Annotated in this window: 17 protein-coding genes and 2 pseudogenes; 7 read left to right on the forward strand and 12 right to left on the reverse strand. The window is 67.5% G+C overall.

The window, feature by feature from the left end:
* Nucleotides 1-14: 14 nt before the first annotated feature.
* The 6 genes from MVG78_RS19690 to deoC all read right to left on the reverse strand — a co-directional run bounded on the left by MVG78_RS19690 (nucleotide 15) and on the right by deoC (nucleotide 6,458).
* The gene (locus tag MVG78_RS19690) at nucleotides 15-1,097 is read right to left on the reverse strand and encodes an aldose 1-epimerase family protein (RefSeq protein WP_247560889.1); all 1,083 of its coding nucleotides are present in this window, start codon (nucleotides 1,095-1,097) and stop codon (nucleotides 15-17) included.
* Between the two features lie 2 nt (nucleotides 1,098-1,099).
* On the reverse strand, nucleotides 1,100-2,089 hold the full coding sequence (locus MVG78_RS19695; protein WP_247560891.1) for an ABC transporter permease: 990 nt from the start codon (nucleotides 2,087-2,089) through the stop codon (nucleotides 1,100-1,102).
* A gap of 19 nt (nucleotides 2,090-2,108) precedes the next feature.
* Nucleotides 2,109-3,101, reverse strand: a complete 993-nt coding sequence (locus MVG78_RS19700; protein ID WP_247560893.1) for an ABC transporter permease — start codon at nucleotides 3,099-3,101, stop codon at nucleotides 2,109-2,111.
* Nucleotides 3,098-4,591: a sugar ABC transporter ATP-binding protein gene (locus MVG78_RS19705; RefSeq protein ID WP_247560894.1), complete on the reverse strand. Its 1,494-nt coding sequence runs from the start codon at nucleotides 4,589-4,591 to the stop codon at nucleotides 3,098-3,100. The genes MVG78_RS19700 and MVG78_RS19705 overlap by 4 nt, the downstream gene beginning before the upstream one ends.
* Before the next feature lie 75 nt (nucleotides 4,592-4,666).
* The gene (locus MVG78_RS19710) at nucleotides 4,667-5,695 is read right to left on the reverse strand and encodes an autoinducer 2 ABC transporter substrate-binding protein (RefSeq protein WP_428480856.1); all 1,029 of its coding nucleotides are present in this window, start codon (nucleotides 5,693-5,695) and stop codon (nucleotides 4,667-4,669) included.
* 61 nt (nucleotides 5,696-5,756) lie between these two features.
* On the reverse strand, nucleotides 5,757-6,458 hold the full coding sequence (gene deoC / locus MVG78_RS19715) for a deoxyribose-phosphate aldolase (RefSeq protein ID WP_247560898.1): 702 nt from the start codon (nucleotides 6,456-6,458) through the stop codon (nucleotides 5,757-5,759).
* Nucleotides 6,459-6,579: 121 nt separating this feature from the next.
* On the opposite strand from deoC, the gene MVG78_RS19720 reads away from it, so the two are divergent.
* The 3 genes and pseudogenes from MVG78_RS19720 to MVG78_RS22130 all read left to right on the forward strand — a co-directional run.
* On the forward strand, nucleotides 6,580-7,377 hold the full coding sequence (locus MVG78_RS19720; RefSeq protein ID WP_247560899.1) for a DeoR family transcriptional regulator: 798 nt from the start codon (nucleotides 6,580-6,582) through the stop codon (nucleotides 7,375-7,377).
* Nucleotides 7,378-7,399: 22 nt separating this feature from the next.
* Nucleotides 7,400-9,031: an FGGY-family carbohydrate kinase gene (locus MVG78_RS19725; RefSeq protein ID WP_247560901.1), complete on the forward strand. Its 1,632-nt coding sequence runs from the start codon at nucleotides 7,400-7,402 to the stop codon at nucleotides 9,029-9,031.
* Nucleotides 9,032-9,150: 119 nt separating this feature from the next.
* Nucleotides 9,151-9,258: pseudogene (locus MVG78_RS22130) on the forward strand (AtuA-related protein); the annotation flags it as partial.
* A 37-nt stretch (nucleotides 9,259-9,295) separates the two neighbouring features.
* On the opposite strand, the gene iolB reads toward MVG78_RS22130, so the two are convergent.
* The 6 genes and pseudogenes from iolB to iolG all read right to left on the reverse strand — a co-directional run bounded on the left by iolB (nucleotide 9,296) and on the right by iolG (nucleotide 16,915).
* On the reverse strand, nucleotides 9,296-10,099 hold the full coding sequence (gene iolB, locus MVG78_RS19730; RefSeq protein ID WP_247560903.1) for a 5-deoxy-glucuronate isomerase: 804 nt from the start codon (nucleotides 10,097-10,099) through the stop codon (nucleotides 9,296-9,298).
* Between the two features lie 17 nt (nucleotides 10,100-10,116).
* Nucleotides 10,117-11,034, reverse strand: a complete 918-nt coding sequence (gene iolE / locus MVG78_RS19735) for a myo-inosose-2 dehydratase (RefSeq protein ID WP_247560905.1) — start codon at nucleotides 11,032-11,034, stop codon at nucleotides 10,117-10,119.
* Between the two features lie 52 nt (nucleotides 11,035-11,086).
* Nucleotides 11,087-12,936 (reverse strand): annotated as a pseudogene (gene iolD, locus MVG78_RS19740) (3D-(3,5/4)-trihydroxycyclohexane-1,2-dione acylhydrolase (decyclizing)).
* A gap of 61 nt (nucleotides 12,937-12,997) precedes the next feature.
* Nucleotides 12,998-14,920 carry a bifunctional 5-dehydro-2-deoxygluconokinase/5-dehydro-2-deoxyphosphogluconate aldolase gene (locus MVG78_RS19745; protein WP_247560907.1) on the reverse strand — a complete coding sequence of 641 codons (1,923 nt, stop codon included), beginning with the start codon at nucleotides 14,918-14,920 and terminating at the stop codon, nucleotides 12,998-13,000.
* A 67-nt stretch (nucleotides 14,921-14,987) separates the two neighbouring features.
* A complete protein-coding gene (locus tag MVG78_RS19750; RefSeq protein WP_247560909.1) occupies nucleotides 14,988-15,908 on the reverse strand; it encodes a MurR/RpiR family transcriptional regulator in 921 nt (306 codons plus the stop codon).
* 20 nt (nucleotides 15,909-15,928) lie between these two features.
* Nucleotides 15,929-16,915, reverse strand: a complete 987-nt coding sequence (iolG, locus tag MVG78_RS19755; RefSeq protein WP_247560911.1) for an inositol 2-dehydrogenase — start codon at nucleotides 16,913-16,915, stop codon at nucleotides 15,929-15,931.
* Nucleotides 16,916-17,584: 669 nt separating this feature from the next.
* Between iolG and MVG78_RS19760 the strand changes: the two genes are divergently transcribed.
* The 4 genes from MVG78_RS19760 to MVG78_RS19775 are packed head-to-tail and all read left to right on the forward strand — an operon-like array spanning nucleotide 17,585 to nucleotide 22,723.
* Nucleotides 17,585-18,613 (forward strand): ABC transporter substrate-binding protein, encoded by a 1,029-nt coding sequence (locus MVG78_RS19760; protein ID WP_247560913.1) that lies wholly within the window; start codon nucleotides 17,585-17,587, stop codon nucleotides 18,611-18,613.
* 26 nt (nucleotides 18,614-18,639) lie between these two features.
* Nucleotides 18,640-20,820, forward strand: a complete 2,181-nt coding sequence (locus MVG78_RS19765; protein WP_247560915.1) for an ABC transporter permease — start codon at nucleotides 18,640-18,642, stop codon at nucleotides 20,818-20,820.
* Between the two features lie 47 nt (nucleotides 20,821-20,867).
* On the forward strand, nucleotides 20,868-21,935 hold the full coding sequence (locus tag MVG78_RS19770) for an ABC transporter ATP-binding protein (RefSeq protein WP_247561103.1): 1,068 nt from the start codon (nucleotides 20,868-20,870) through the stop codon (nucleotides 21,933-21,935).
* The gene (locus MVG78_RS19775) at nucleotides 21,932-22,723 is read left to right on the forward strand and encodes an inositol monophosphatase family protein (RefSeq protein ID WP_247560917.1); all 792 of its coding nucleotides are present in this window, start codon (nucleotides 21,932-21,934) and stop codon (nucleotides 22,721-22,723) included. The genes MVG78_RS19770 and MVG78_RS19775 overlap by 4 nt, the downstream gene beginning before the upstream one ends.
* The last annotated feature ends 42 nt before the right edge of the window (nucleotides 22,724-22,765 follow it).

Consider the following 22,765-nt stretch of genomic DNA (forward strand, 5'->3'; position numbering starts at 1 on the left):
CCAGGCGGCATGGCCTAGCCGAGCGACGCGATCAGGGCGGCCGTCCGGAGAGCGGCCTCGCGATCGAGATAGCCGGTGCGGACGGTGAAGCGCGCCGTCTCACCCGGTAGCAGGAAGCGGATCTGGCCATTCCGGCGCGCTGCCGCCTGACCCTCCGGATAGCAGGTTGCCGGCAGGGCCAGGGCCACGACCTTCTGGTCCGGATCGTTCAGCACCCAGCGCACGGTCTGTGGGAAATCCGCCGTGGCGTAGGAGACGGCAAAGCCGTCACCCTCCGGCCGCTCCAGCATCAGATGCGTCCGCCCCTCCGCATCGGCGCCGAGGCCATGCAGGTAGAAGACCTGCTCCGGGTCATAACGGCCAGGCTCTGACAACACCTCCATGCGTTCCGGATGCGCGGCCAGCTCGTCGATCAGGGCGAGATAGGCTGGATCGGGCACGACATGCGCCGGGACGGCGCGACGGACCGAGACACGCTCCGGCGTGAAAGGCGCTGCCTGCCGGAAGCGGCCGCCCGGCACGAAGGCGAAGTTGATGTGGCACATGTACATCAGCTCCATCGGCTTCCCGGAGCGGTTCTCCACCGCGAGGCCGATGTCGAAGAGCGTCGCATCCGGCCGCAGGGTCAGCGAGGGATGCGCCAGATAGTGTGCGCCGAAGCCCATGACATGGTCGCGCCGGCTGAGCAGGCGCAGGAAGTGCCCCTCCGCATCCTCGCCGAGCTCCAGCAGAGCGCCGTCCATCGGCGCGCAGGGGAATTCACCATGGGCGGCGTGGCTGTCCTCCGCCGTGGGCACGCCATTGTGCAGCAGCCCGCTGTGGAAGGCGAAGCAGCCATAGGTCTCGGCGATCTGCCTTGCCGGGCGCGGTGCGTCGAAGCCGCTGGCCATGGCGAGCTCCACGCCGTCGAAATTCGCGGACCAGACCATGCCGCCCATCCAAGGCAGGACCACGACCTCGCCACGGGCATTGGCGAGGCGCAGGGCGGCGATGCCAGTGCGGAAGCGGAAGAGGCTGGCGCGCAGCCCCTCCCCGGCCAGGATCTCGCGCTCCGCCGCGCCGGCGAGGCTTTCATGGAGGGGGATGATCGTGGTCATGCTCAACGCACCCGGTTGCGCCAGGCGGCCAGGGCGATCGAGAGCAGCAGGAAGCCGCCCCAGATCAGGTCCACCAGGAAGTTGCTGAAACGCATCATCTGCAGGCCGGAGGACAGCAGCATCAGCGCCAGGAGCGCGAGGCCGACCGCCACCACATTGCCGCGCCCGCCCGCCGGGTTGGTGCCGGCCAGCACGGCGATCAGCACGGCCTGGAGCAGGTAGGAGACGCCGTAGTCGGATTTCGCCGCATTGGTGCGGCCGGATAGCAGAATCCCGGCGAGGCTGGCCAGCACGCCGGTCAGCACATAGGAGAAGAAGACCCGCCGCCCCGTCCGGATTCCGGCGAAGGCCGCGGCCCGCGCATTCGTGCCGATCAGGGCGAGGTCGATGCCGAAGCCCGTACGGGTCAGCAGGAACCAGACCAGGGCCGAGACGACGAGGAAGACGAGAAGCGGCACGGCGATGCCGAGGAGCGTGCCGTTGCCGATCTGCCCCCAGAGAGCCGGGAAGCCCACCACGGCGGGGCCGCCGGTGAGGACGAGGCAGATGCCGGTGAAGACCTGCCCCGTGCCGATGGTGGCGAGGATCGGGGTGATCCGGAGCTTCGTGATCAGGAAGCCGTTCACCGCACCCGCCAGGATGCCTGTGCAGAGGGCGAGCAGCACGCCGAGCCCGACCATCGGCAGGGGAAGGTTCACCAGTTCCGGCCCGCGCGGGGCGCCGACAGCGTGGAAGAAGAGGCCGGCCAGGATGCAGGACAGGTTGGCGATGCCGATCACCGAGAGGTCGATGCCGCCGGTCAGCATGGCCACCATCATGGCGATGGCGAGGAGCCCCAGTTCCGGCGCGACGAAGGTGATGGATTCGAAGACATAGGGACGCAGGAAGCGCTCCGGGTTCAGCACCGCCATGCCGGCGAAGATCAGCACCGTGAGCAGGACGAGCTGCAGCAGGTTGCTGTCGATGCGGAGGCGCTTCGTCAGGCCGTTCATGCGGTGTCCTCCCTCCCGCTCAGGCGATGCGCCGGCGGTCGCGCCAGGCCGTGGCGGCCGTGGCGGCGATCACGATCAGGCCCACGACGACACGCTGCCAGGTGGTGTCCATGCCCAGGATGATCAGGCTGTTGGTGATCACCACCAGGGTCAGCACACCGAGCACCGTGCCGATGACGCTGCCGCGCCCGCCGAAGATGCTGGCGCCGCCGAGCACCACCGCGGCGATGACGTCGAGTTCCAGCCCCACCATGTCGCGTGGGTTGGCCGTCCAGATCATCGCCCCGTGCAGCAGCCCGGCGAAGCCCGCCAGCGCCCCGGCCAGGCCATAGATGAAGAAGGTGATGCGGCGGGTGTTGAAGCCGACGCGCCGCGCCGCTTCCTCGCCGCCGCCCAGTGCGTAGATGCCACGGCCGATCATCGTGTGGCGGAGCATCAGATGCACCAGCAGGGCGATGCCGGCATAGACCAGCACCATGGAGGAGAGCCCGGCCTGGCTGCCATCCGCCTGGGTGACATGCAGGAACTCGCCCCGGGCGAAGCCGATCAGCAGCGGAGGCATCTGGTCGATGTTGATCTGGCTGGTGCCGACCACGCCCAGGATGAAGCCGCGCACGGCCGTGCCGGTGCCGAGCGTGACGATCAGCGGGATCATCCGCAGGTAATGGACGAAGACCGCGTTCACGAGGCCCAGCAGCAGGCCGATGCCCGTCGCCATCAGGAAGGGCAAGACCACCCCGTCGAAGCCCCAGGCGATCATCGCCTTCACCGTCAGGTACATCGCCGCGATGGCGAAGGCGGGAAAGGAGACGTCGATGCCGCCCGAAAGCATGACCATCAGCACGGCGAGCGCCAGGATGCCCGAGATGACGCTGGCCCGCAGCAGCGAGAAGAGGTTGGCCGGCTGCCAGAAGACCGGGTTGACCGTGCCGATCACCAGCACGGCGGCCAGCAGGACGGCGCCGACCATGAATTCCGGGTGGCGGCGCAGCAGGGCGGCGAGGCGGCTCATGCCAGTTCTCCCAGCATCGCGCTCAGCCGCCCTTCGTCGGTCGCCTCGGCGGGCAGGTCAGACACCAGGCGCCCCCGGTGCAGGACGAGGATGCGGTTGCAGTTGTCCACCAGTTCGGGAAGGTCGTCCGAGATCATCAGGACGCCCAGGCCGCGCTCGCGTGCCAGATCGCGGATCTTGCGGTGGATGCCGGCCTTGGAGCCGACATCGACACCCACGGTCGGGCCGTTCAGGATCAGCAGCCTCGGGTCGTTCAGCAGCCAGCGGCCGATCACCACGCGCTGCTGATTGCCGCCGGAGAGCTGCGTCACCGGCCGGTCGCCGGTCGGGGTGGCGATGGCCATCTCGCGGATCGTGGCCGCCGCGTCGCGGGCGGCGGCATCGCGGCGGATCACGCCCCACCGGCTCAGCCGCTCATGCGAGGTGGCGAGGATGTTGCGGTCGATGGTCTGGGTCAGGAAGAGGCCCTCGGTCAGCCGGTCCTCGGGCACATAGGCCACGCCCTCGGCGATGGCCGCCTGCACGCTGTCCAGCCGCACGGGCCTGCCGTTCAGGCGGACCTCCCCGGCATGGCCCGGCTTCATGCCGAACAGCGCCAGGGCCAGTTCCGTACGGCCGGAGCCGAGCAGGCCGGAGATGCCGACGATCTCGCCCGGCATGACGCGCAGGCTGATATCCTGGAGCTGCCCCGGGATGCCGAGGCCGTTGACCTCCAGCACCGGCACCGAGGCCGACCCGGCCCAGCGATAGCCTTCGGTGGCGATGTCCTGCCCGGTCATGGCACGGGTGATGGCGGCCTCGTTGAATTCGGCGATAGGCCCGGCGGCCACGACGCGGCCGCTGCGGATCACCGTCAGGCGCTCGCTGATCTCCAGCATCTCGCGCATCTTGTGGCTGACGAAGAGCACGGCGATGCCACGCGACTGGATATCGCGCACCACGCGGAACAGCGCCTCGACCTCCCGCCCCGTGAGCGCGGTGGTGGGTTCATCCATGATCAGCAGGCGCGGGTCGGACATCAGCGCGCGGGCGATGGCCACGAGTTGCCGGCCCGCGGTCGGCAGGGTTTCCACCAGCGCGTCGAGGTCGAGCTCGACGCCCAGCCGGGCGGTGGCGGCCTCGGCGATGGCGCGCACCCGGCGCCAGGAGACGAGGCTGCGCCGTGCCTGCAGCTCGGTGCTGAGGGCGAGGTTCTCGGCGACCGTGAGGTTCCCGAAGAGCGAGAAATCCTGATAGATCACCTGCACGCCATGGGCGATGGCCGAGCGTGGGGTCATGCTCTCGGCCTTCTGCCCGTCGATCAGAATCTCCCCCTGGTCCGGCTGCCAGACCCCCGAGATCACCTTGATCAGCGTGGACTTGCCGGAGCCGTTCTCACCGGCCAGGCAGTGGATCTCGCCCTGGCCGATGGTCAGGGAAACGTCGTCCAGGGCGCGCACGGCGGCAAAGCTCTTGCCGATATGGCGGAGTTCGATCAGCGGAGCGGTCATGCCCTTCCGTCGCCACAGGCGTCACGAGGGGCCGGAGGCACGGGGCCTCCGGCGGGTTCCAGACCTGGATGCGGCTCAGAAGTTGTACTGGGCCATGTTGTCCTTGGTCACGCCGACCCATCCCTGGCCGACCAGCACGTTGGGCCGCTTGGCATCGGGCACCTGCAGGTTCTCATAACCGGCGAGGCCGAGATTGGTGCCCGCCTTGATGTCCTTCTTCGCCAGCGCCATCACAGCCATCACGTTCATGGCATAGCCGGCCACCGCCGGGTCCCAGAACTGGATGTAGTTGATGTCGCCATTGCGCAGGTACTGCCCGGCGACGGAAACGAGGCCGGTGCCGGAGAAGAAGAGCTTGCCCCTGAGGTTGCGCTCGGCGATCAGCCGCCCGGCACCGGCCGAGGTCGGCATGGGCGCGCCGAGGATGCCCTTCAGGTCCGGATAGGCGGTCAGCACTTCCTTCAGCTTGTTGTAGTCGGTGGTCGCGTCGTCATAGGTCTCGATGCGCTTCGTCACCTCCTGCATCTTCGGGAAGTGCTGCTTCTGGTAGGCGACGGCACCGTCGATCCACTCGTTCTGGGACTGGGAGGTCAGGCTGCCGACGGTGGCGACATACTTGCCCTCGCCGCCCATGTCGCGCGCCAGAACCTCCATCAGCTTGGCGCCGTAGGCGTGATTGTCGAAAGCCTCGATATCGTAATCCGTGTTCTGGAGGTTCGAAGCCTCATGCGAGATCACCACAATGCCCTGGCGGCGGGCCTTCTGCAGCACGGGCTCCACCGCCTCCACCGAGAAGGGCACGATGCAGATCGCGTCCACGCCCTGGGCGATCAGGCTCTCGACCAGCTGCACCTGCGCCGCCGCATCCGCCTGGCTGGGGCCCACCATCCAGGTGTCGTGGCCCTGGTCCTTGCCGAATTGCGTGACGCCGACGCGCATCCGGTCGAACCAGGCGATGCCGTCCACCTTCACCACCGTGGCGATGCTGCGCTTCTTGCCGGCCTTGGCGTTGATGTCGGCGGCCACCTTGCTGGCATCCACCGCCGCGGCCTGCGCGAAGGCCGGGCCGCCGGCGACAGAGGCCAGCAGCCCGCCCGCCGCCATTGCACCAAAATGGCGCCTGCTGATTCCGTTCATCGCTTCCTCTCCTGTTCTCGTTCTTGCGTCAGTAGCCGGTACCGGAGGCCGGCGCGCCCGTGATCAGGGCAACGCCGGAGCTGGCACCGATCCGGTTCGCGCCGGCGGCGATCATCGCCAGCGCCGTATCCCAGTCGCGGATGCCGCCGGACGCCTTCACACCCAGCGCACTCCCCACGGTCTCGCGCATCAGCCGCACATCCTCCACCGTGGCGCCGCCGGTGGAGAAGCCGGTGGAGGTCTTCACGAAATCGGCCTTCGCCTCGGCGGCAAGGCGGCAGGCGGTGCGCTTCTGCTCATCCGTCAGCAGGCAGGTCTCGATGATGACCTTCAGCACCCGTCCTTCGCAGGCCTTGCGCACCGCGGCGATGTCCTCGCGCACGACCTCCAGCCGCCCGTCCCGCAGCGCACCGATATTGATCACCATGTCGATCTCGTCGGCGCCATGATGCACGGCATTCGCTGTCTCGGCGGCCTTGTCCCAGGCGGTCGTGGCCCCCAGCGGAAAGCCGACCACGGAGCAGGTCTTCACCGCGCTGCCGCGCAGAAGCTGGGCCACCAGCGGCACGTTCACCGGGTTGACGCAGACCGAGCAGAACAGGTGCCGGAGCGCCTCCTCGCCATGGCGGCGCAGATCCGCCTCGCCGGCTCCGGGCTGGAGCAGCGTATGGTCGATCAGCGGGGCGAGGTCTTCGGGCCTGCGCGGCAGGGCGGTGTGCTGTGTCGTCACTTCGGCCTCCTTCGGGCCGTCAGAGCGGGCCGGGTTGGTCCCGTATTTGTCAGTCTTCTGAATTTTGTTAAAATCGTCACATCATGGGGTCGGGTGTCAAGACTTCCCCGCGAGGAGAGGGATGATCCAGGGCGACACAGCGGTGGGAGAAGCACGCCGGCAGGACCGGTTGCGGCGCCTCGCCGAGATGTTGCGGCGCAGCGGCCCCTTGCGGCTCGGTGATGCGGCCGCGGCCCTTCACGTCTCCTCCATGACCTTACGGCGGGATCTTTCGCAGTCGCGGCACGGGCTTACCCTCCTGGGAGGACATGTGCTGCTGCAAGGTGGCCCACCCGCCGAGAGCCCCTATGCGCTGGAGCGGGAGCAGGACAGCCATGCCGCCGCCAAGCGCCAGGCCGGGCGCCATGCCGCCGCGCTGGTGGAGGATGGAGATAAGTTGTTCATCGACTGCGGCACCACCACGCCGCACTTGGTGGAAGCCCTGGCACCTGGACTGGCGCTGACCGTGTTCTGCTATGCGCTGAACATCGCGAACCTGCTCAGCCATCGGCCTCGCACCCAGCTCCTGTTGCTCGGCGGGCTGTTCCACCCCGCCTCGGCCAGCTTCGCTTCGGACGAGGTGCTGGCCGGCCTGCGCCGGTCGCGGATCGACAAGGCCTTCGTCTCGGCCGGCGGCGTGGAGGCAGCCCTGGGTGCCTCCTGCTCCCATGCCCATGAGGTGCCGGTGAAGCAGGCGGCCATCGCCAGTGCCCGGCGCGCCATCCTCGTGGTCGATGACAGCAAGCTCGGCGCGCGTAAGCCTGCTGGCTTCGCCCCGCTTTCCGCCTTCGAACGAATCGTCACCAATCCGCCCCGCGAGGCTGCGGCGGCGGACCTTCTACGCCAGGCCGGGGCCCGCCTCGACCTGGCCGAGGGTTGAGCCGGGAGCAGGAGTTTCCGCCATGCAGGAGATCGTCATCGGTGTGGATGTCGGCACCGGCAGTGCCCGTGCCGGCGCCTTCACGCTGGACGGCAGGATGTTGGTCCAGGCGGTGCACCCGATCCGGCTCTGGCGGCCCCGGCCCGATTTCGCGCAGCAGTCCTCGGCGGATATCTGGGCCGCCGTCTGCCGGGCGGTCCGGGAGGTGCTGGCAGGGCGGACGGATCTCCACATTCGTGGCCTCGGCTTCGACGCCACCTGCTCGCTCGTGGTGCTGGATGCCGGTGGCGGGCCGGTCTCCGTCAGCCCTGATGGTGAGGCGGAGCAGGATGTCGTCGTCTGGATGGACCATCGCGCCGCGGCGGAAGCCGAGGCAATCAATGCGGGCTCCCACGAGGTCCTGCGCTATGTCGGCGGCCGCATCTCGCTGGAGATGCAGGTGCCCAAGCTGCTCTGGCTCAAGCACCACCTGCCGGGCTGCTGGCGGCGGGCGGCGCATTTCCTCGACCTGCCGGATTTCCTGACATGGCGCGCCACCGGCAGCCTGACGCGCTCGTTCTGCTCCACCGTCTGCAAATGGACCTATCGCGGCGAGGAAGGGCGCTGGGACGAGGGGTTCTTCCGTGCCGTTGGACTGGAGGATCTGGCCGAGGAGGGCTTCCGCCGCATCGGCACAGCGATCCTGCCAGTCGGCGCCCCCGTGCCGGGCGGGCTCAGCCCAGCGGCCGCCGCCGAGCTGGGATTGCCGCCGGGCACGCCGGTTGGCACCTCGGCGATCGATGCCCATGCCGGTGGTCTGGGGGTGATCGGGGCCGCTCTGGAAGGCGGGGCGCCGGATGCGGAGGCGCTCCGGCACCGCCTCGCCCTGGTGGGCGGCACCTCCTCCTGCCACATGGCAGTGTCGGAGGTGCCGCGCTTCGTTCCGGGGATCTGGGGGCCGTATTTCTCCGCCATGCAGCCCGGCCTGTGGCTGAATGAGGGCGGTCAGTCGGCCACCGGGGCGCTGATCGACCATGTGATCACCGGCCACGCCGCCTATCCTTCCCTCGCCGAGGCGGCGCGGCAGGCGGGGGTGACGGTCTACCAGCGGTTGAACGAGCGCCTCGCCGTGCTGGCGGCCCCCCTGCCCTTCCCCGCTCTGCTGACCGAGGGGCTGCATGTCATGCCGGACTTCCACGGCAACCGCTCGCCCCGTGCCGATGCCTCGCTGCGCGGCATGGTCTCGGGCCTGCGCCTTTCCACGACGGAAGACGACCTGGCGCTGCTCTATCTCGCGACGATCCAGGCCATCGCCTATGGGACACGCCATATCATCGAGGTGCTGAACGCCGAGGGCTATGCCATCGATACCGTGCTGGCCTGTGGCGGCGGCACGAAGAACCCGGTCTTCCTGCGGGAACATGCGGACGCCACCGGATGCCGGATCGTGCTGCCCGGGGAGCCGGAGGCGATCCTGCTGGGCGCCGCCATGCTCGGCGCCGTCGCGGGGAGGGCGCAGGCCGATCTTCCGGCCGCCATGGCGACGATGAGCCGCGCCGGCGGCACCATCGCGCCCTCATCCGGCCCGGTGCAGCAATACCATGCCCGGAAATACGCCGTGTTCCAGCAGATGCATGCCGACCAGCTCCGCTATCGCCGACTCATGTCCGGTTGACGGAGGCAGCACGGGGATCGTCACCGGCGCCCGGTCAACGACACCATGCGGGATCACTCGTGTATCCTGGCTTGCTGTTCCAGTACCGCAAGGAAGGCCTGGGCGGCCGGTGAAAGAGCGCGCTGGGTGGCGGCGTCACACGATCCCTCGCGCTCGACGCCCATGGCAAATGTCTCGCTTCCCTGATGCTGGAACTGGACATCCTGGCCGACGCCAGCCCCTCTTGAGAAGCCGGAGCATGCGGGGCGGCCCGAGGCGTGTGTCTCAGGCCTGTAAGATCCACTCGTGGTCGGGGTCGTTATGGAAGCGCCAGTTCCGCACCGGCCCCGCCATGACGTTCAGGTAGTAGAGGTCGTAACCGTGGATCGTGGCACAAGGGTGGTAGCCCTTGGGCACGAGTGTCAGGTCTCCATCCTCCAGCAGCATGGTCTCGTCCAGGCTGCGGTCATCCGTATAGACCCGCTGGAAGGCGAAGCCCTGTGGAGGGTTGAGCCGGTGGTAGTAGGTTTCCTCCAGGAGGGTCTGCCGTGGCGGATCGTCCTCGTCATGACGGTGTGGCGGGTAGCTGGAGGTGTTGCCGCCGGGGGTGATCACCTCCACCACCAGCAGCCCATCCGCTTCCGCCGTCTCCGGCAGGATGTTGGTGACATGGCGGGTGTTGCTGCCCCTGCCCCGCATCTCCTGCGTCACGTCGTCCGGCGCGATGCGCCGGGCCGCGCGCCTGCCCGCTTCGCCTGGCGCGCTGCAGACGGCCAGCACGGCTTCCTCCGGCCCCTCCCCCACGGCCGTCCAGGGGGCGCCCGCCGGGACATAGACGGAATCCGGCCGGCCCTCGAAGGGCGAGGCCCGCCCCCCGATAACCCCGAAATCCTGCCCCGCGGCGGCGATGCGCGCCTTGCCGGACACAAGGACGAGGCAGGCCTCGCGCTCCGGCTCGCCACCCGCCGCCTCGGCCCCGGGCCGCAGCCGGTGAAGGTCGAAGCCGACATAGGTCCAGCCGGCAGTTTCGGGCGTCACATGGAGCACGCGGCCGGAATTTCCCTGCGGCCGCAGGCGCAATCTGGACATGCCTTGCCTCCCTCGTTTCAAGCGGCGCGCGTTGCCACCGGCCCGGACAGGCGCGGGCCGAAGCCTGCGTCCTTCAGGAAGCCGACGAGGCTGTCGAAGCCCATGCGGACATAGGTCTCCGGCGGCGCCTTCAGCGGGTCCTGCTCCGCCTCGATGACCACCCAACCCGCATAGTCGGGGATCGCGCGGAAGACGGAGACATAGTCCACCGACCCGTCGCCCGGCACGGTATAGACCCCCTCCATCACGGAGCGGAGGAAGGACCAGTCCTCCGCCATCGCCCGCCCCGCGACCGGCAGGCGCACGTCCTTCGCATGGACATGGGCGATGCGGTCGCGATGGCGCGCGGCCAGGACCGCCGGATCGGCACCGGCCCAGGTCGCATGCCCCGTGTCGAGCAGCAGATGCACCGCCGCGCCCGTGCCCTGCATCAGCCGGCCGATCTCCGCCTCGGTCTGCACCACCGTGCCCATGTGGTGGTGATAGACCAGGGCCAGGCCCTCCGCCGCGATCATCTCCGCGAAGCGGGTCAGCCGGGGCAGGAACCGGTTCCACTCGGCCTCATCCATCACCGGCCGCGCGGAAAGCGGCGTGCCTTCCAGCGGATGCACCGTGCGGGTGCATTCGCAGGTGATAAAGACCTTGCTGCCCAGGGCCTTCAGCTTCGCCAGATGCGCCTGCGCCGCGGCCAGTTCCGCCTCGGGATCGCGCTCCAGCAGAAAAGTCGAGTACCATCCGCCGACCAGGGCCAGGCCGTGGCGGCCCAGCACCTCCGCCAGTGCCTTAGGGTCGGAGGGGAACTTGTTGCCGAGTTCCATGCCCTCCAGCCCGATTTCCCTGGCCTGGGTCAGGCACTGCTCAAGGGTGATGTGGCCGCCGATCTCCGGCTTGTCGTCATTCGACCAGCAGATCGGGTTGGCGCCGATGCGGATCATGCATGTCCTCCCTGGCGCCCGTCTCTCGTGGCGGGCGCGGTGCTTGTGAATCTCAGTCGAAACGCTGGCCCTGCCGCGCGGCGTCGTAGCGGGAGCGGGCGGCCGCGACCTCCGGGCGCTGGCTGACCTCGGGCACCGCGACATCCCACCAGTGGCCACCTTCCCGGGTGATGATGGCCGGATCGGTATCGATGACGATCACCGTGGCGCGCGGCGCGTTCCGGGCCTCGCGCACAGCCTGTTCCAACTCGGCCAGGGAGGCGACATGCCGGGCGTCGGCACCCAGGCTGCGCGCATGGGCCGCGAAGTCGATCTCCGGCAGCGTGTCGTGCCGCGCATCGGCAAGGAGGTTGTTGAAGGCGGCCCCGCCGCATCCGGCCTGAAGCCGGTTGATGCAGCCATAGCCGCGATTGTCCAGCAGCACGACGGTGAAGCGCAACCCCAGCATGACCGCGCTCGCCAGCTCCGAATTCAGCATGAGGTAGGAACCATCGCCAACCATGACGACGACCTCCTCCTCCGGCCGTGCCAGCTTCACGCCCAGCCCGCCGGCGATCTCGTAGCCCATGCAGGAGAAGCCGTATTCGAGGTGGTAACGGCCGGGCGCGGTCGGGCGCCAGAGCTTGTGCAACTCGCCGGGCAGGCCACCCGCGGCACAGACCACGGTGGCATTCCAGTCGAGCGCACGACCGACGGCGCCGATCACCTGCGCGTCGGAGGGCAGGGCCGCGCCGTCCGTCGGGGCCATGGCGCGGTCCGCCGCCGCCACCCAGTCACGCTTCAGCGCCTCCGCACCTTCCCGCCAGGCTCCGGGAGCGGCGTAGTCCGGCAGCCCTTCCTCCAGCGCCGCGAGGCCGGTGACGAGGTCGGCGACCAGGGGCATGGCGCGGTGCTTGCCGGCATCGAAGGGCTGGATGTTGAGGCCAAGGATCTTCCGCCCCTCCCCCCGGAACAGGGACCAGGAGCCGGTGGTGAAATCCTGCAGCCTTGTCCCCGCGGCAATGATGACATCCGCCTCCTCCGCCAGCGCATTGGCCGCCGAGCTGCCGGTGACGCCGATGGACCCCATGGCCAGCGGATGCCCGAAGGGCAGTGAGGACTTGCCGGCCTGGGTTTCCGCCACCGGAATCCCGTGCCGCTCGGCAAAAGCCGCCAACTCGCCAGCCGCCCCGGCATAGAGGACACCGCCCCCGGCCACGATCAACGGCTTGCGCGCGCCCGCAGCAGCGCGACGGCGCGGGCGGCCTCGGCCTCGCAGGGACGGGGCCGCCGCCTGTTCCAGACCCGGCGGCCGAAGAATGCTTCCGGATAGTCATAAGCCTCGGCCTGCACGTCCTGGCACAGGGACAGCGTGACCGGGCCGCATTCGGCGGGATCGGTCAGCACCGCCATGGCGCGTTCCAGCGCCGGGATGATCTGCTCTGGCCGGGTGATCCGGTCGTAGAACCGGGAGATCGGCCGGAAGCAGTCATTGGCCGAGATGGTGGCATCGCCGAAATCCTCGACCTGCTGCAGCACCGGGTCCGGGCGGCGGCTGGCGAAGACATCCCCGGGCAGGAGCAGCAGCGGCAGGCGGTTCACATGCGCCACGGCGCAGGCGGTGGCGAGGTTCAGCGCTCCGGGGCCGATGGAGGTGGTGACCGCCATCATGCGGCGGCGGAAGCTGGCCTTGGCGAAGGCAATGGCCGCATGGGCCATGCCCTGCTCGTTATGCCCGCGCAGGACCGGAAGACGCTCACGCTCCTGGTACAGCGCCTCGCCGAGCGCGGCGACGTTGCCATGGCCGAAAATGGCCCAGACACCGGCGAAGAGCGGCACTTCCCGGCCATCGATCTCGGTGAACTGGTTGGCCAGGAAGCGCGTCAGCGCCTGCGACATGGTGAGGCGGATGGTGCCGGTCATTTCCCCTCCGGATGGTCTTTCGTTGTTTCCCGGAGCGGATACCGTGCTCCGGCGCATGACGTCAGGCCGCCCGTGCCTGGCGCAGGGCCTGCCAGCCCTCCACGAGCCGCCCGAAGCGCGCGGCCATCTCGGCTATGGCATCCTCGTCCCCGATCCGGCCGGCGAGCCAGTTCTCCACCGCTTCGGCAAAAATGGTGCGCCCGACCGCGAAGCCGCGGACCAGCCGCGACAGGCTGGCCTGGCGGAAGGACTGCATGAGTTCGGCTTCCGGTGCCTCCAGGCCGAGCAGCAGGATGCCGCGGCAATAGGGGTCATTCGCCAGAATGGCTTCATCGATGGCGTGCCAGGCTGCCGGACCCTGATTGGCTTCCAGCTTCCACAGGTCGGGCCGGATGCCCAGTGCATAGAGGCGCCGGATCGCCAAGGCGACGGTGTCGTCGCCCAGTGGACCGGTTTTGGCGGCGATGATCTCGACCATCAGCTCCAGCCCGGCGCCGCGCGTGGCTTCATGAAGCTGGAGCAGCGCCTGCTCCTGCTGCTCGCGCAGTCCGGCCGGATCGTCGGGGTGATAGAAGCAGAGGCATTTGACCGTGTGGTTCAACGGCCAGTTGCGCAGATGGCTGCCGAGATCCGCCATGCCGTCGAAAGCCAGTGGCCGTGAGCCGGGCTTCTCGACGGGCCGCCCGATCCAGAAGTTGCGCGGCACCTTCGCGAAGGCTTCGGTGCCGTAGGTGCCGTCGATCAGCACGCCATAGCCGTCCCGTCCCCCGGCCACACGGGCCGCGGCCTCGACGGCGAGGGCCTTGAACCTGTCGATGCGCTGGCGCGGCACACCGAGGCGGTCGGCCAGGGCCTCGATCTGGGCGCGGTGGTCGCAGGCAAGGGCGAGGATGCTTTCCGGTTGCGGCCGGCGCGTCGTGGCCCAGTGGATGTGGTTCAGATCGGCATCGCGCCGCAGGGCACGATGCGGGCTGCCATGCCGCAGGAAGTGCTGCAGTTCCGGAAAGGTCGGGATCTCGGGGGAGCAGAGCAGGCGCGACACGGCGAAGGCGCCGCAGGCATTGGCCCAGGTGGCGGCGGTGGACCAGCTTTCGCCACCGAGCCAGCCACGCAGCAGGCCGGACATGAAGGCGTCGCCCGCGCCCAGCACGTTATAGACCTCGATCGGGAAGCCCTGGCCGAGGATGCCGTCCTCCAGCCTGTCGCTGATCGGGCCGTCATAGACGATGCAGCCCATGGGGCCGCGCTTGAGCACGATGGTGGCGGCGGAGACCGAGCGGATCGTCCTGAGCGCGGCCAGAAGGTCCTCTGCCCCGGAAGCGATCAGGATCTCCTCTTCCGTGCCCACGATCAGGTCGCATTCGGGCAGGACCGGCCGGAGCTGCGCGGACACGCGATCGGACTTCACATAGCGTGCGAAGCCCTCCGCGTGTCCCGCGAGGCCCCAGAGATTGGGGCGGTAATCGACATCGAGCACGACCCGTGTACCGGCCTCCTTCGCGGCGCGGATCGCCTTCCATTGCGCCGCCCCGGTGTTGGGACGGGAGAAATGCGTGCCGGTGACGACCAGGGCGTGGGAGGAGGCGATGAAGGCGGGGTCGATATCCTCCTCGGAAAGCGCCATGTCGGCGCAATCCTCGCGATAGAAGATCATCGGCGAGGTATGGTCCGCCTCCACCGCCAGCAGGACCAGTGCGGTCAGGCGTTGCGGGTCGGTCACGACGCCTCGCGTCTCGACGCCTTCGCGTGAGAGCTGCTCGCGGATGAAGTTCCCCATCTGCTCCGCGCCGACCCGCGTTACCAGGGCCGAACGCAGCCCCAGCCTGGCCGTACCGATGGCGATATTGGCGGGGCATCCGCCGACCGACTTGGCGAAGGAGGCGATGTCCTCCAGCCGCGAACCGATCTGCTGTCCGTAGAGATCCACTGAGGAACGGCCGATCGCGATGACGTCGAGCAAGCGAGTTTCGGCTGTATCATCCATCATAGACGTTCCGTTCCATCTTGCTTGTTTCGGGAGGACATGACCGCCATGAGGTCATTTGCCTGAATCAGGAACCGCGCCGGACCTCCGCCACCATGACGGTCAGCGTCATGGCCAGGGCGAGACTGGCGGAGAGGAGGCGGAAGCCATGAAGATCGGCCTCCACCACCTCGAACCAGAGAGAGGATTTCGCCACGAGCGGGCTGAAGGGGCTGTCGGTGATCGCGACCAGTGGAGCATTGCGCTCCGCCACCATGTGCGCATGGGCAATCGTGGTGGAGGCATAGGGCGAGAAGCTGATCGCCACGGCCGCATCGCGCTTCGTGACGAAGGAAAGGGTTTCCTGGTCGGTTCCCGCCGGCGAGCCGATCAGCACGTTCTTCACGCCGAGCTTGCCGAAGCTGTAGCTCATATAGGCGCTGATCGGGAAGGAGCGGCGTTGCGCGATCAGGTAGATCGTATCGGCGGCCGCGAGAAGCTCAGCCGCGCGCTCGATCTGGCCGACATCGATCCGGTCATGCAACTGGGACAGGGAGCGCGTGGCGGCCTGGAAGAATCCGTCCAGGATGTTTGCCGCGAGCGAGCTCCGCCCCTCCGCCTGCTTCAGCGAGAGCAGGCGATCGTCGTAATTCGAGACCTGGCTGCGCAGGCGATCGCGAAACAGGAGTTGGAGGTCGGAGAAGCCGTTCAACCCGACGGATTTGGAGAAGCGCACCAGGGTGGATGGTTGCACCCCTGCCCGCTCCGCGATTCCGGCCGCGGTGCCAAGGGCGACTTCCTCGGGCTCCGCCACGACGAAGGAGGCAACCTGAGCCAGGCGCTTGGGCAGCTTCACGCGACCCGATAGAAGCAGGTCGCGCAATTCCTGGTAGCTCCGCGGCGGTGCCGCAGCCCCAAGAAGACTGGCCGTGTCCTCCACAATATCGGGATCGTCCTGGTTCATGGCGAGGCGCCTGCCTGCTTCGGCATGCCTGGTCCTGACGGCCATTTGCTCATCCTGTGCACCCGTCAGATCCGGACCGGGGCCCCTGTCTGCCACGATGCCGTCGCGGCATCCGCCAGGCGCTGGGCGAGAAGGCCGTCCCGCCCGGATGGCGCAGGCGGCGTTCCCGTTTCGACATGCGACAGGAAGGCGGCCAGTTCCTCGCGGTAGGCATCGGCATAGCGCTGGAGGAAGAAGTCCTGGACCGGATCGGCCAGGAAACCAGCGCCGGTTGCGATCTCCACGGTGGATTTGTGGATGTTGCCGGCACGCAGCATGCCCTTGGAGCCATGCACCTCGATGCGCTGGTCGTAACCATAGCTGGCGCGGCGGGAGTTCGAGATCTGGCAGATGCGGCCCTGGGCGGTCTTCATCAGCACCGCGGCGGTATCGGCATCCCCGGCCTGCCCGATGGCCGGGTCCACCAGGGCCGATCCGATGGCATGGACCTCCACCACCTCGTCGCCGCCAAGAAGGAAGCGCGTCATGTCGAAGTCGTGGATCATCATGTCGCGAAAGATCCCGCCGGAGGAGGCGACATAGGAAGCCGGGGGCGGTGCGGGGTCGCGCGAGATCACGGTCACCATCTCCACCTCGCCGACCATGCCTTCCACGAGGCGGCGGCGCAGTTCCGCGAAGTTCGGATCGAAACGGCGGTTGAAGCCGATCATCAAGGGCACGCCGGCCTTCTCCACCACGTCGAGGCAGGCGGCGATTCTTTCGGATGACAGGTCCACCGGCTTTTCACAGAAGATCGCCTTGCCGGCGCGCGCGGCCCTTTCGATGAAACCGGCATGGGTGGTCGTGGGCGTGCCGATGATGACGGCATCCACATCGGGGCTTTCGATCGCGGCATCCACGTCGCGGACCTCGGCTCCGGTCATCTGCGCGAGCTTCTCGGCCGCCGGCCGATGCGGATCGGCCACGGCAACAAGATGCGCGGCCGGCGAAGCTGCCACGTTCAGGCCATGGATGGCACCGATGCGACCGGCACCCAGAACAGCGATCCTCATCCTCATCCCCCGTGGCGGGCCCTCAGGCCCAGCATCAGCCGTAATTTATCTTCCGTGGGGATCATAATGGAATGAATATGCCGTATTGGCAAGATGAGATCGGAGCTGATCGTTCTCTCTCCCGTCTCGCCCCGAGTGCTTCCAATGCTCAACTGATGTCCTGCGCAGAGCCTTTTTCCTGGAAAAATTAATCTATATCAGCACATTAATGGATACTGCCCGTCACTTTGGTCAGGGTCTCCATCTCGCGAGGAAGGCGAATTACCATTCGGTATTTTTGTTCCTGACACAGGAAAATGGAATTGACAGTTCAGCAGGCCGAGCGGAGAGTGATGGAAAGGACGTGGCCTGGGACCTCAGAGCCCGCATCCAAGGAGGGAGAATGTCCTCATGATCCGTGCAAAGACGCAGCACGATCGTGTCGCGACCGAGTTCGCACCACACCTCCGGCGATGCACAGCGACATGCCCGTTCGGCATTTCGCGGCTAGACCAGCGTATCTGCATGGTCCGCTCGTACGCGTTCCTCCACGGGAAGGAATGTGCTGTTCCTTAGCACCAGAAATCATCGCGCTTCGTCAGTATTTCAAATACACGAACGACTTCGCGATCAATAAAAATTATAATAACCAAACAACCAACACAGAAAACCAAGGGGAAGAAGCGGGAAATGCTCAAGAACACGCTGAAGACATTTGTTTTCCTGGGCGCTCTCGTGGCGGGTGGCGGCAGCCTCCATGCCGAGGGCGGCAGTCTGGTCATGTATTGCGGCGTGAATGAGCAGTGGTGCCGTGCCGCCGCGAACGCTTTCCAGGGAGAGACAGGCATCCGCGTCGATATGACGCGCCAGAGCGCAGGCGAGATCTACGCCCGCCTGCGTGCCGAGAAGAACAATCCGCGCGGCGATGTCTGGTTTGGCGGCACGGGCGATCCGCATCTGCAGGCCGCTTCCGAAGGGCTCACGGAAGCCTATCAATCCAAGAGCCTCGACCAGTTGCAGGACTGGGCCCGCAAGCAGGCGGAGCGCTCCGGATACCGGACTGTCGGCCTGTACATGGGGGCGCTTGGCTACGGCTATAACGAGACCGAGTTGCAGCGCCGGAAGATCGCGGCTCCGAAGTGTTGGGCCGACCTCCTGAAGCCGGAGTTCAAGGGGGAGATCCAGGTCGCCGATCCGAACGCCTCAGGGACAAGCTGGACCATGCTGGCCACGCTCGTGCAGCTGATGGGTGAGGACCCGGCCTTCGATTATCTGAAGAAGCTGGATGCGAATGTTGACCAGTACACCAGCGCGGGTGCGGCCCCGGCGCAGGCCACGGCGCGTGGCGAGACCATGGTCGGGATCGCTTTCCAGCATGATGTCATCGACGCGGCCAAGCAGAACCCTCATGTGAAGGTGGTCTCCCCCTGCGAGGGCACTGGCTACGAGATCGGTTCGATGAGTATCGTCCAGGGCGCCCGCCATCCGGAGGAGGCCAGGCGCTTCTACGAATGGGCGCTGACGCCGGCGGCGCAGAAGATCGCGGCCAGCAACGGTTCCTTCCAGGTCCCGTCGAACAAGGCGACGCCCGTGCCGCCGGAGGCCCCTGATATCAGCCAGATCAAGCTGATCAACTATGATTTCGAGAAGTACGGCTCTTCGCAGGAACGCGGGCGGCTCCTGTCACGCTGGACCCGCGAAGTCAAGAACGCACGCTGACCGGCATCATCATGCGAAAGGCGCCGATGGGAGCGTCGCGTCGCGGCGCCGTATGGTGGCTGGTGGCTTCGGCCGCCGCCCTGTTCCTCCTGCCCTGGTATGGCCTGGAAGACGGCCTGTTCGGGGGCCGCTGGAGTTCGCTCCCGGCCGTGGCGGAGGCCGTGCTGAATGGCCGTATCTGGCTGTGGCCCCTGTTCTTGCCCATGCTGCTGGCTGCCTGGGGCATCTGGCAGCGGGCGCCGAAGATCCTGGTGATGGCGGGCCTTGCCGGTCTGGCCTGGCTGGTTCTTGAGGCCTTCGGCCTACGGCAGCACGGCCTGCATTTGGGCGGGCTGTCCGCGCTGCTGGAAGGGAGCGCGAGCCAGCCGGCACTGGGCTGGGGTGCGTTGCTCTATGCCGTGGCCACCATGATGCTCCTGGCCTACGGGCTTGCGTGGCAGGGCTGGTGCAAGGGTGAGGTCTTCACCGTCGGCGCGATCGGCCTCGTCTGCGGTTCCATCCTGGTCTTCGTCGGCTACCCGGTCCTGTCCATCCTGACCTCTGCCTTCCAGGACAATGACGGGCATATGGACCTGCTGCTCTTCGCCCGGAAGATCACGGATGAATCCATCTGGAGCCTGGATTGCCTGGCGGGCGGCCGCAGTTGTGGTGTCGCGTGGAACTCGCTGGCCCAGGGTATCGTGGTCGGCGTGCTCAGCACCCTGCTGGGCTTGGCCTTCGCCCTGGTCGCGACCCGCACGCGCTTTCCCTTCCCGCGCCTGCTGCGCATCATGTCCGTGTTGCCGGTCATCACCCCGCCCTTCGTGATCGGCCTGGCGCTGATCCTGCTTTTCGGCCGTGCCGGCATGGTCTCCAACCTGTTGCAGGACTGGTTCGACCTGCCGCGTTCCCGCTGGATCTATGGCATGCCGGGGCTGACCATCGCGCAGCTCCTGGCCTTCACGCCGATTTCCTTCCTGGTGCTCCAGGGCGTTCTGCAGGGCGTGAGCCCCAGCATGGAGGAGGCCTCGCAGACGCTGCGCTCGGGGCGCTGGCGCACCTTCCGCCATGTCACCTGGCCACTGATCCGACCGGGCCTCGCCAATGCCTTTCTGATCGCCTTCATCGAGAGCCTCGCGGATTTTGGCAATCCGATCATGATCGGCGGCAATTTCCGGGTCCTCTCCACCTCCATCTACTTCGCCGTGGTCGGTGCCTCGCACGACCAGGGACAGGCGGCGGTGCTGGCGATCGTCCTTCTGGTCTTCACCCTGTCCGCCTTTCTGTTGCAGCGCTTCTGGATCGGCCGACGTTCCTATGTGACCCTTTCCGGCAAGGGCGATGCCGGGCTGCCCCTGCAACTCCCCACGGGGCTGCGGCGCCTGTGCCTGGCCATCGTGATGCCCTGGGTCCTGCTGACGGCGGCCGTCTATGCCATCATCCTGCTCGGCGGCTTCGTGAAGGCAATCGGGAACGACAACAGCTTCACCTTGCAGCACTTCCTGACCGCCTTCGCCATCCAGCACGGTGCGGCCGGATGGTTCCTCGCCGGCTCGGCCTGGAACTCGCTGCTCACGACGCTGATGGTGGCCCTGTTGGCCATGCCGCTAACCGCGGCGCTGGGCATCCTGACGGGCTACCTGCTCAACCGGCAGAACTTCGCCGGGCGGGGAGTCTTCGAGTTCCTGACCATGATGAGCTTCGCCATCCCCGGAACGGTGATCGGCATCAGCTATATCCTGGCCTTCAATGTCCCGCCGCTGGAGCTCACCGGCACGGCGCTGATCATGGTGGTGGCCTTCGTGTTCCGGAACATGCCGGTGGGCATCCGGGCCAGCATCGCCAATCTGAGCCAGGTGGACCGGTCGCTGGACGAGGCCTCGTTGACGCTCGGCGCGCGCTCGGCCTCGACCTTGTGGCGGGTCATCCTGCCGATCCTCCGGCCGGCCGTGGCCACCTCCATGGTCTATGCCTTCGTGCGGGCGATCACCTCGGTCAGTGCGGTGATCTTCCTGGTCAGCGGCGAATACAACCTGGCCACGGTCTACATCGTCGGACGCGCGGAGTTCGGGGAGTACGGCATCGCCATCGTCTATTCCGCGGTGCTGATCGTCATCATGGTCGCCGCACTGATGGCCATTCAGGCGCTGGTGGGTGAGCGCCGCATCGGGCGGCGCAAGGCTGCGGAGGCAGCCGCCCCGGCACGGCCCGCAGTGGCAGGAGCATGAGCGTGAACCAGATCCGACGCGACCAACCCAGCCACGGGATCGAGAAGATGAGCGGACATCCGGCCCTGGAGTTCCGGGGGGTCGTCAAGCGATATGGACCGGTCACGGCGGTCCAGGCGGCTGACTTCGCCATCGCGCCCGGAAGCCTGGTGACGTTGCTGGGGCCGTCCGGTTGCGGCAAGACCAGCACCCTCCGGCTGATGGCGGGGCTGGAGCACCCGTCGGAGGGTCGCATCCTGATCGACGGCCAGGATGTGACCCATCTCTCCGCCGCGGAACGCGACGTTTCCATGGTGTTCCAGTCCTACGCGCTTTTCCCGCACATGACGGTGATGGAGAATGTCTGCTACGGCCTGCGTGCCTCCGGCATGCGCCGTGCCGAAGCCGAGGCGCAGGCGGCGGACAAGCTGCTGGCCGTCGGCCTCTCGGGGTTCGAGAACCGGCTGCCTTCCGAACTGTCCGGCGGGCAGCAGCAGCGGGTGGCGGTGGCCCGCGCCATTGTCCTGAAGCCGAAGGTGCTGCTCTTCGACGAACCCCTGTCCAACCTCGACGCCAAGCTGCGCCGGCGCGTGCGGGCCGATATCCGGGACCTGCAGCAATCGCTGGGCCTGACCGTCGTCTATGTGACCCACGATCAGGAGGAGGCCCTGGCCGTCTCCGACCGGATCATCGTCATGCGCGGTGGTGTCATCGTCCAGGATGGCGATCCGCGCGACCTGTATGAGCGCCCGAACAGCCGCTTTATCGCCGACTTCATCGGCAATGCGAACCTCCTTCCGGTGACGGTTCTGCGTCGTGACGAGGCGCTGGCGGAGGTCAGCCTGGGTTCGCTGGCGCTTGCCTTGCCGCATCGGAATTTGCCGGATGGCGGCGCCTTGCTGGCCGTCCGTCCGCAGAGCGTGGCCCTGCGCCCCGGCACGGCCGGAAGCGGCGAGTTGCCGGGACATCTGCGCAAGGCGGCCTATCTGGGGGAGCATATGGAATACGAGGTGGTGCTGGATGGCTCTGGGGCGGAGCTTCTGGTCAAGACATCGGATTGCGCCGCGGTGATCCCGGAGGGTTCCAGTGTGGCGGTTCGGATCGACCCCGCCGGTGCGGTGGTGGTGCCGGCATGACGGACGGAATCGCCCGCCGCCTGGAAGCGGCCATGGAACTCGCGCGCGAGGCCGGCGCGATCGCGCAGGACATGCGGGCGAAACTGGGGCCGGTCGAGACGAAGAATCCGATCGATTTCTGCACTGCCGCAGATCATGCGGTGGAGGAGATGCTGCGCGCCCGCCTCACTGCGGCCTTCGGCGACAGCATGATCGGCGAGGAGGATGGCGGGGAGGCTTCCGACAGCGTCTGGGTGGTGGACCCGATCGACGGCACAGCCAACTACATCCATGGCGGTCCGCGCTGGTGCATCTCGCTTGCCTATCTCCGCGCGGGGCAGGTCGAACTGGGCGTGATTCACCAGCCGGGGGAGGACCGCCTTTTCACAGCGCGGCGCGGGCATGGTGCTTTCCTCAACGGGAAACGTCTGAGTGTCAGCCATCTGTCTCATGGCGCCGCGCCGCTGGTGGAGGTCGGGTGGTCGGCGCGGAGGAGCCTCGCCTCCTATGGTGGTTTCCTCGCCCAGTTGACCGAGGCGAATTATGAGTTCCGGCGTCACGGCTCGGGAGCGCTCGGCATGGCGGATGTCGCCGCTGGGCTGAACGATGCCTATGCGGAACTTCATATCAATGCCTGGGACGTGCTCGCCGGCCTTCTCCTGGTGCAGGAGGCCGGGGGCGTGACCAACGATTTCCTGGCTGGGAGCGGTTTGACCCAGGGGAATCTGGTGCTGGCCGCCACGCCGGAGATCGGCGCGTCCCTGGCCCGGATGCTGGGGACCAGTCTCCTGCCGCAGCAGGGGAGTTGAGATCAGGCAGCCTGCCATCCTGCCTGAGACGGATCGCAAGAA

This window comes from Roseomonas gilardii subsp. gilardii, from assembly GCF_023078375.1.
GTDB classification, from domain to species: domain Bacteria; phylum Pseudomonadota; class Alphaproteobacteria; order Acetobacterales; family Acetobacteraceae; genus Roseomonas; species Roseomonas gilardii.

Coding starts and splice junctions, on each gene's coding strand:
- MVG78_RS19690 (WP_247560889.1), bottom strand. CDS start 1,097: ATGACCACGATCATCCCCCTCCATGAAAGCCTCGCCGGCGCGGCGGAG.
- MVG78_RS19695 (WP_247560891.1), bottom strand. CDS start 2,089: ATGAACGGCCTGACGAAGCGCCTCCGCATCGACAGCAACCTGCTGCAG.
- MVG78_RS19700 (WP_247560893.1), bottom strand. CDS start 3,101: ATGAGCCGCCTCGCCGCCCTGCTGCGCCGCCACCCGGAATTCATGGTC.
- MVG78_RS19705 (WP_247560894.1), bottom strand. CDS start 4,591: ATGACCGCTCCGCTGATCGAACTCCGCCATATCGGCAAGAGCTTTGCC.
- MVG78_RS19710 (WP_428480856.1), bottom strand. CDS start 5,695: ATGGCGGCGGGCGGGCTGCTGGCCTCTGTCGCCGGCGGCCCGGCCTTC.
- MVG78_RS19720 (WP_247560899.1), top strand. CDS start 6,580: ATGATCCAGGGCGACACAGCGGTGGGAGAAGCACGCCGGCAGGACCGG.
- MVG78_RS19725 (WP_247560901.1), top strand. CDS start 7,400: ATGCAGGAGATCGTCATCGGTGTGGATGTCGGCACCGGCAGTGCCCGT.
- iolB (WP_247560903.1), bottom strand. CDS start 10,099: ATGTCCAGATTGCGCCTGCGGCCGCAGGGAAATTCCGGCCGCGTGCTC.
- iolE (WP_247560905.1), bottom strand. CDS start 11,034: ATGATCCGCATCGGCGCCAACCCGATCTGCTGGTCGAATGACGACAAG.
- MVG78_RS19745 (WP_247560907.1), bottom strand. CDS start 14,920: ATGGATGATACAGCCGAAACTCGCTTGCTCGACGTCATCGCGATCGGC.
- MVG78_RS19750 (WP_247560909.1), bottom strand. CDS start 15,908: ATGGCCGTCAGGACCAGGCATGCCGAAGCAGGCAGGCGCCTCGCCATG.
- iolG (WP_247560911.1), bottom strand. CDS start 16,915: ATGAGGATCGCTGTTCTGGGTGCCGGTCGCATCGGTGCCATCCATGGC.
- MVG78_RS19760 (WP_247560913.1), top strand. CDS start 17,585: ATGCTCAAGAACACGCTGAAGACATTTGTTTTCCTGGGCGCTCTCGTG.
- MVG78_RS19765 (WP_247560915.1), top strand. CDS start 18,640: ATGGGAGCGTCGCGTCGCGGCGCCGTATGGTGGCTGGTGGCTTCGGCC.
- MVG78_RS19770 (WP_247561103.1), top strand. CDS start 20,868: ATGAGCGGACATCCGGCCCTGGAGTTCCGGGGGGTCGTCAAGCGATAT.
- MVG78_RS19775 (WP_247560917.1), top strand. CDS start 21,932: ATGACGGACGGAATCGCCCGCCGCCTGGAAGCGGCCATGGAACTCGCG.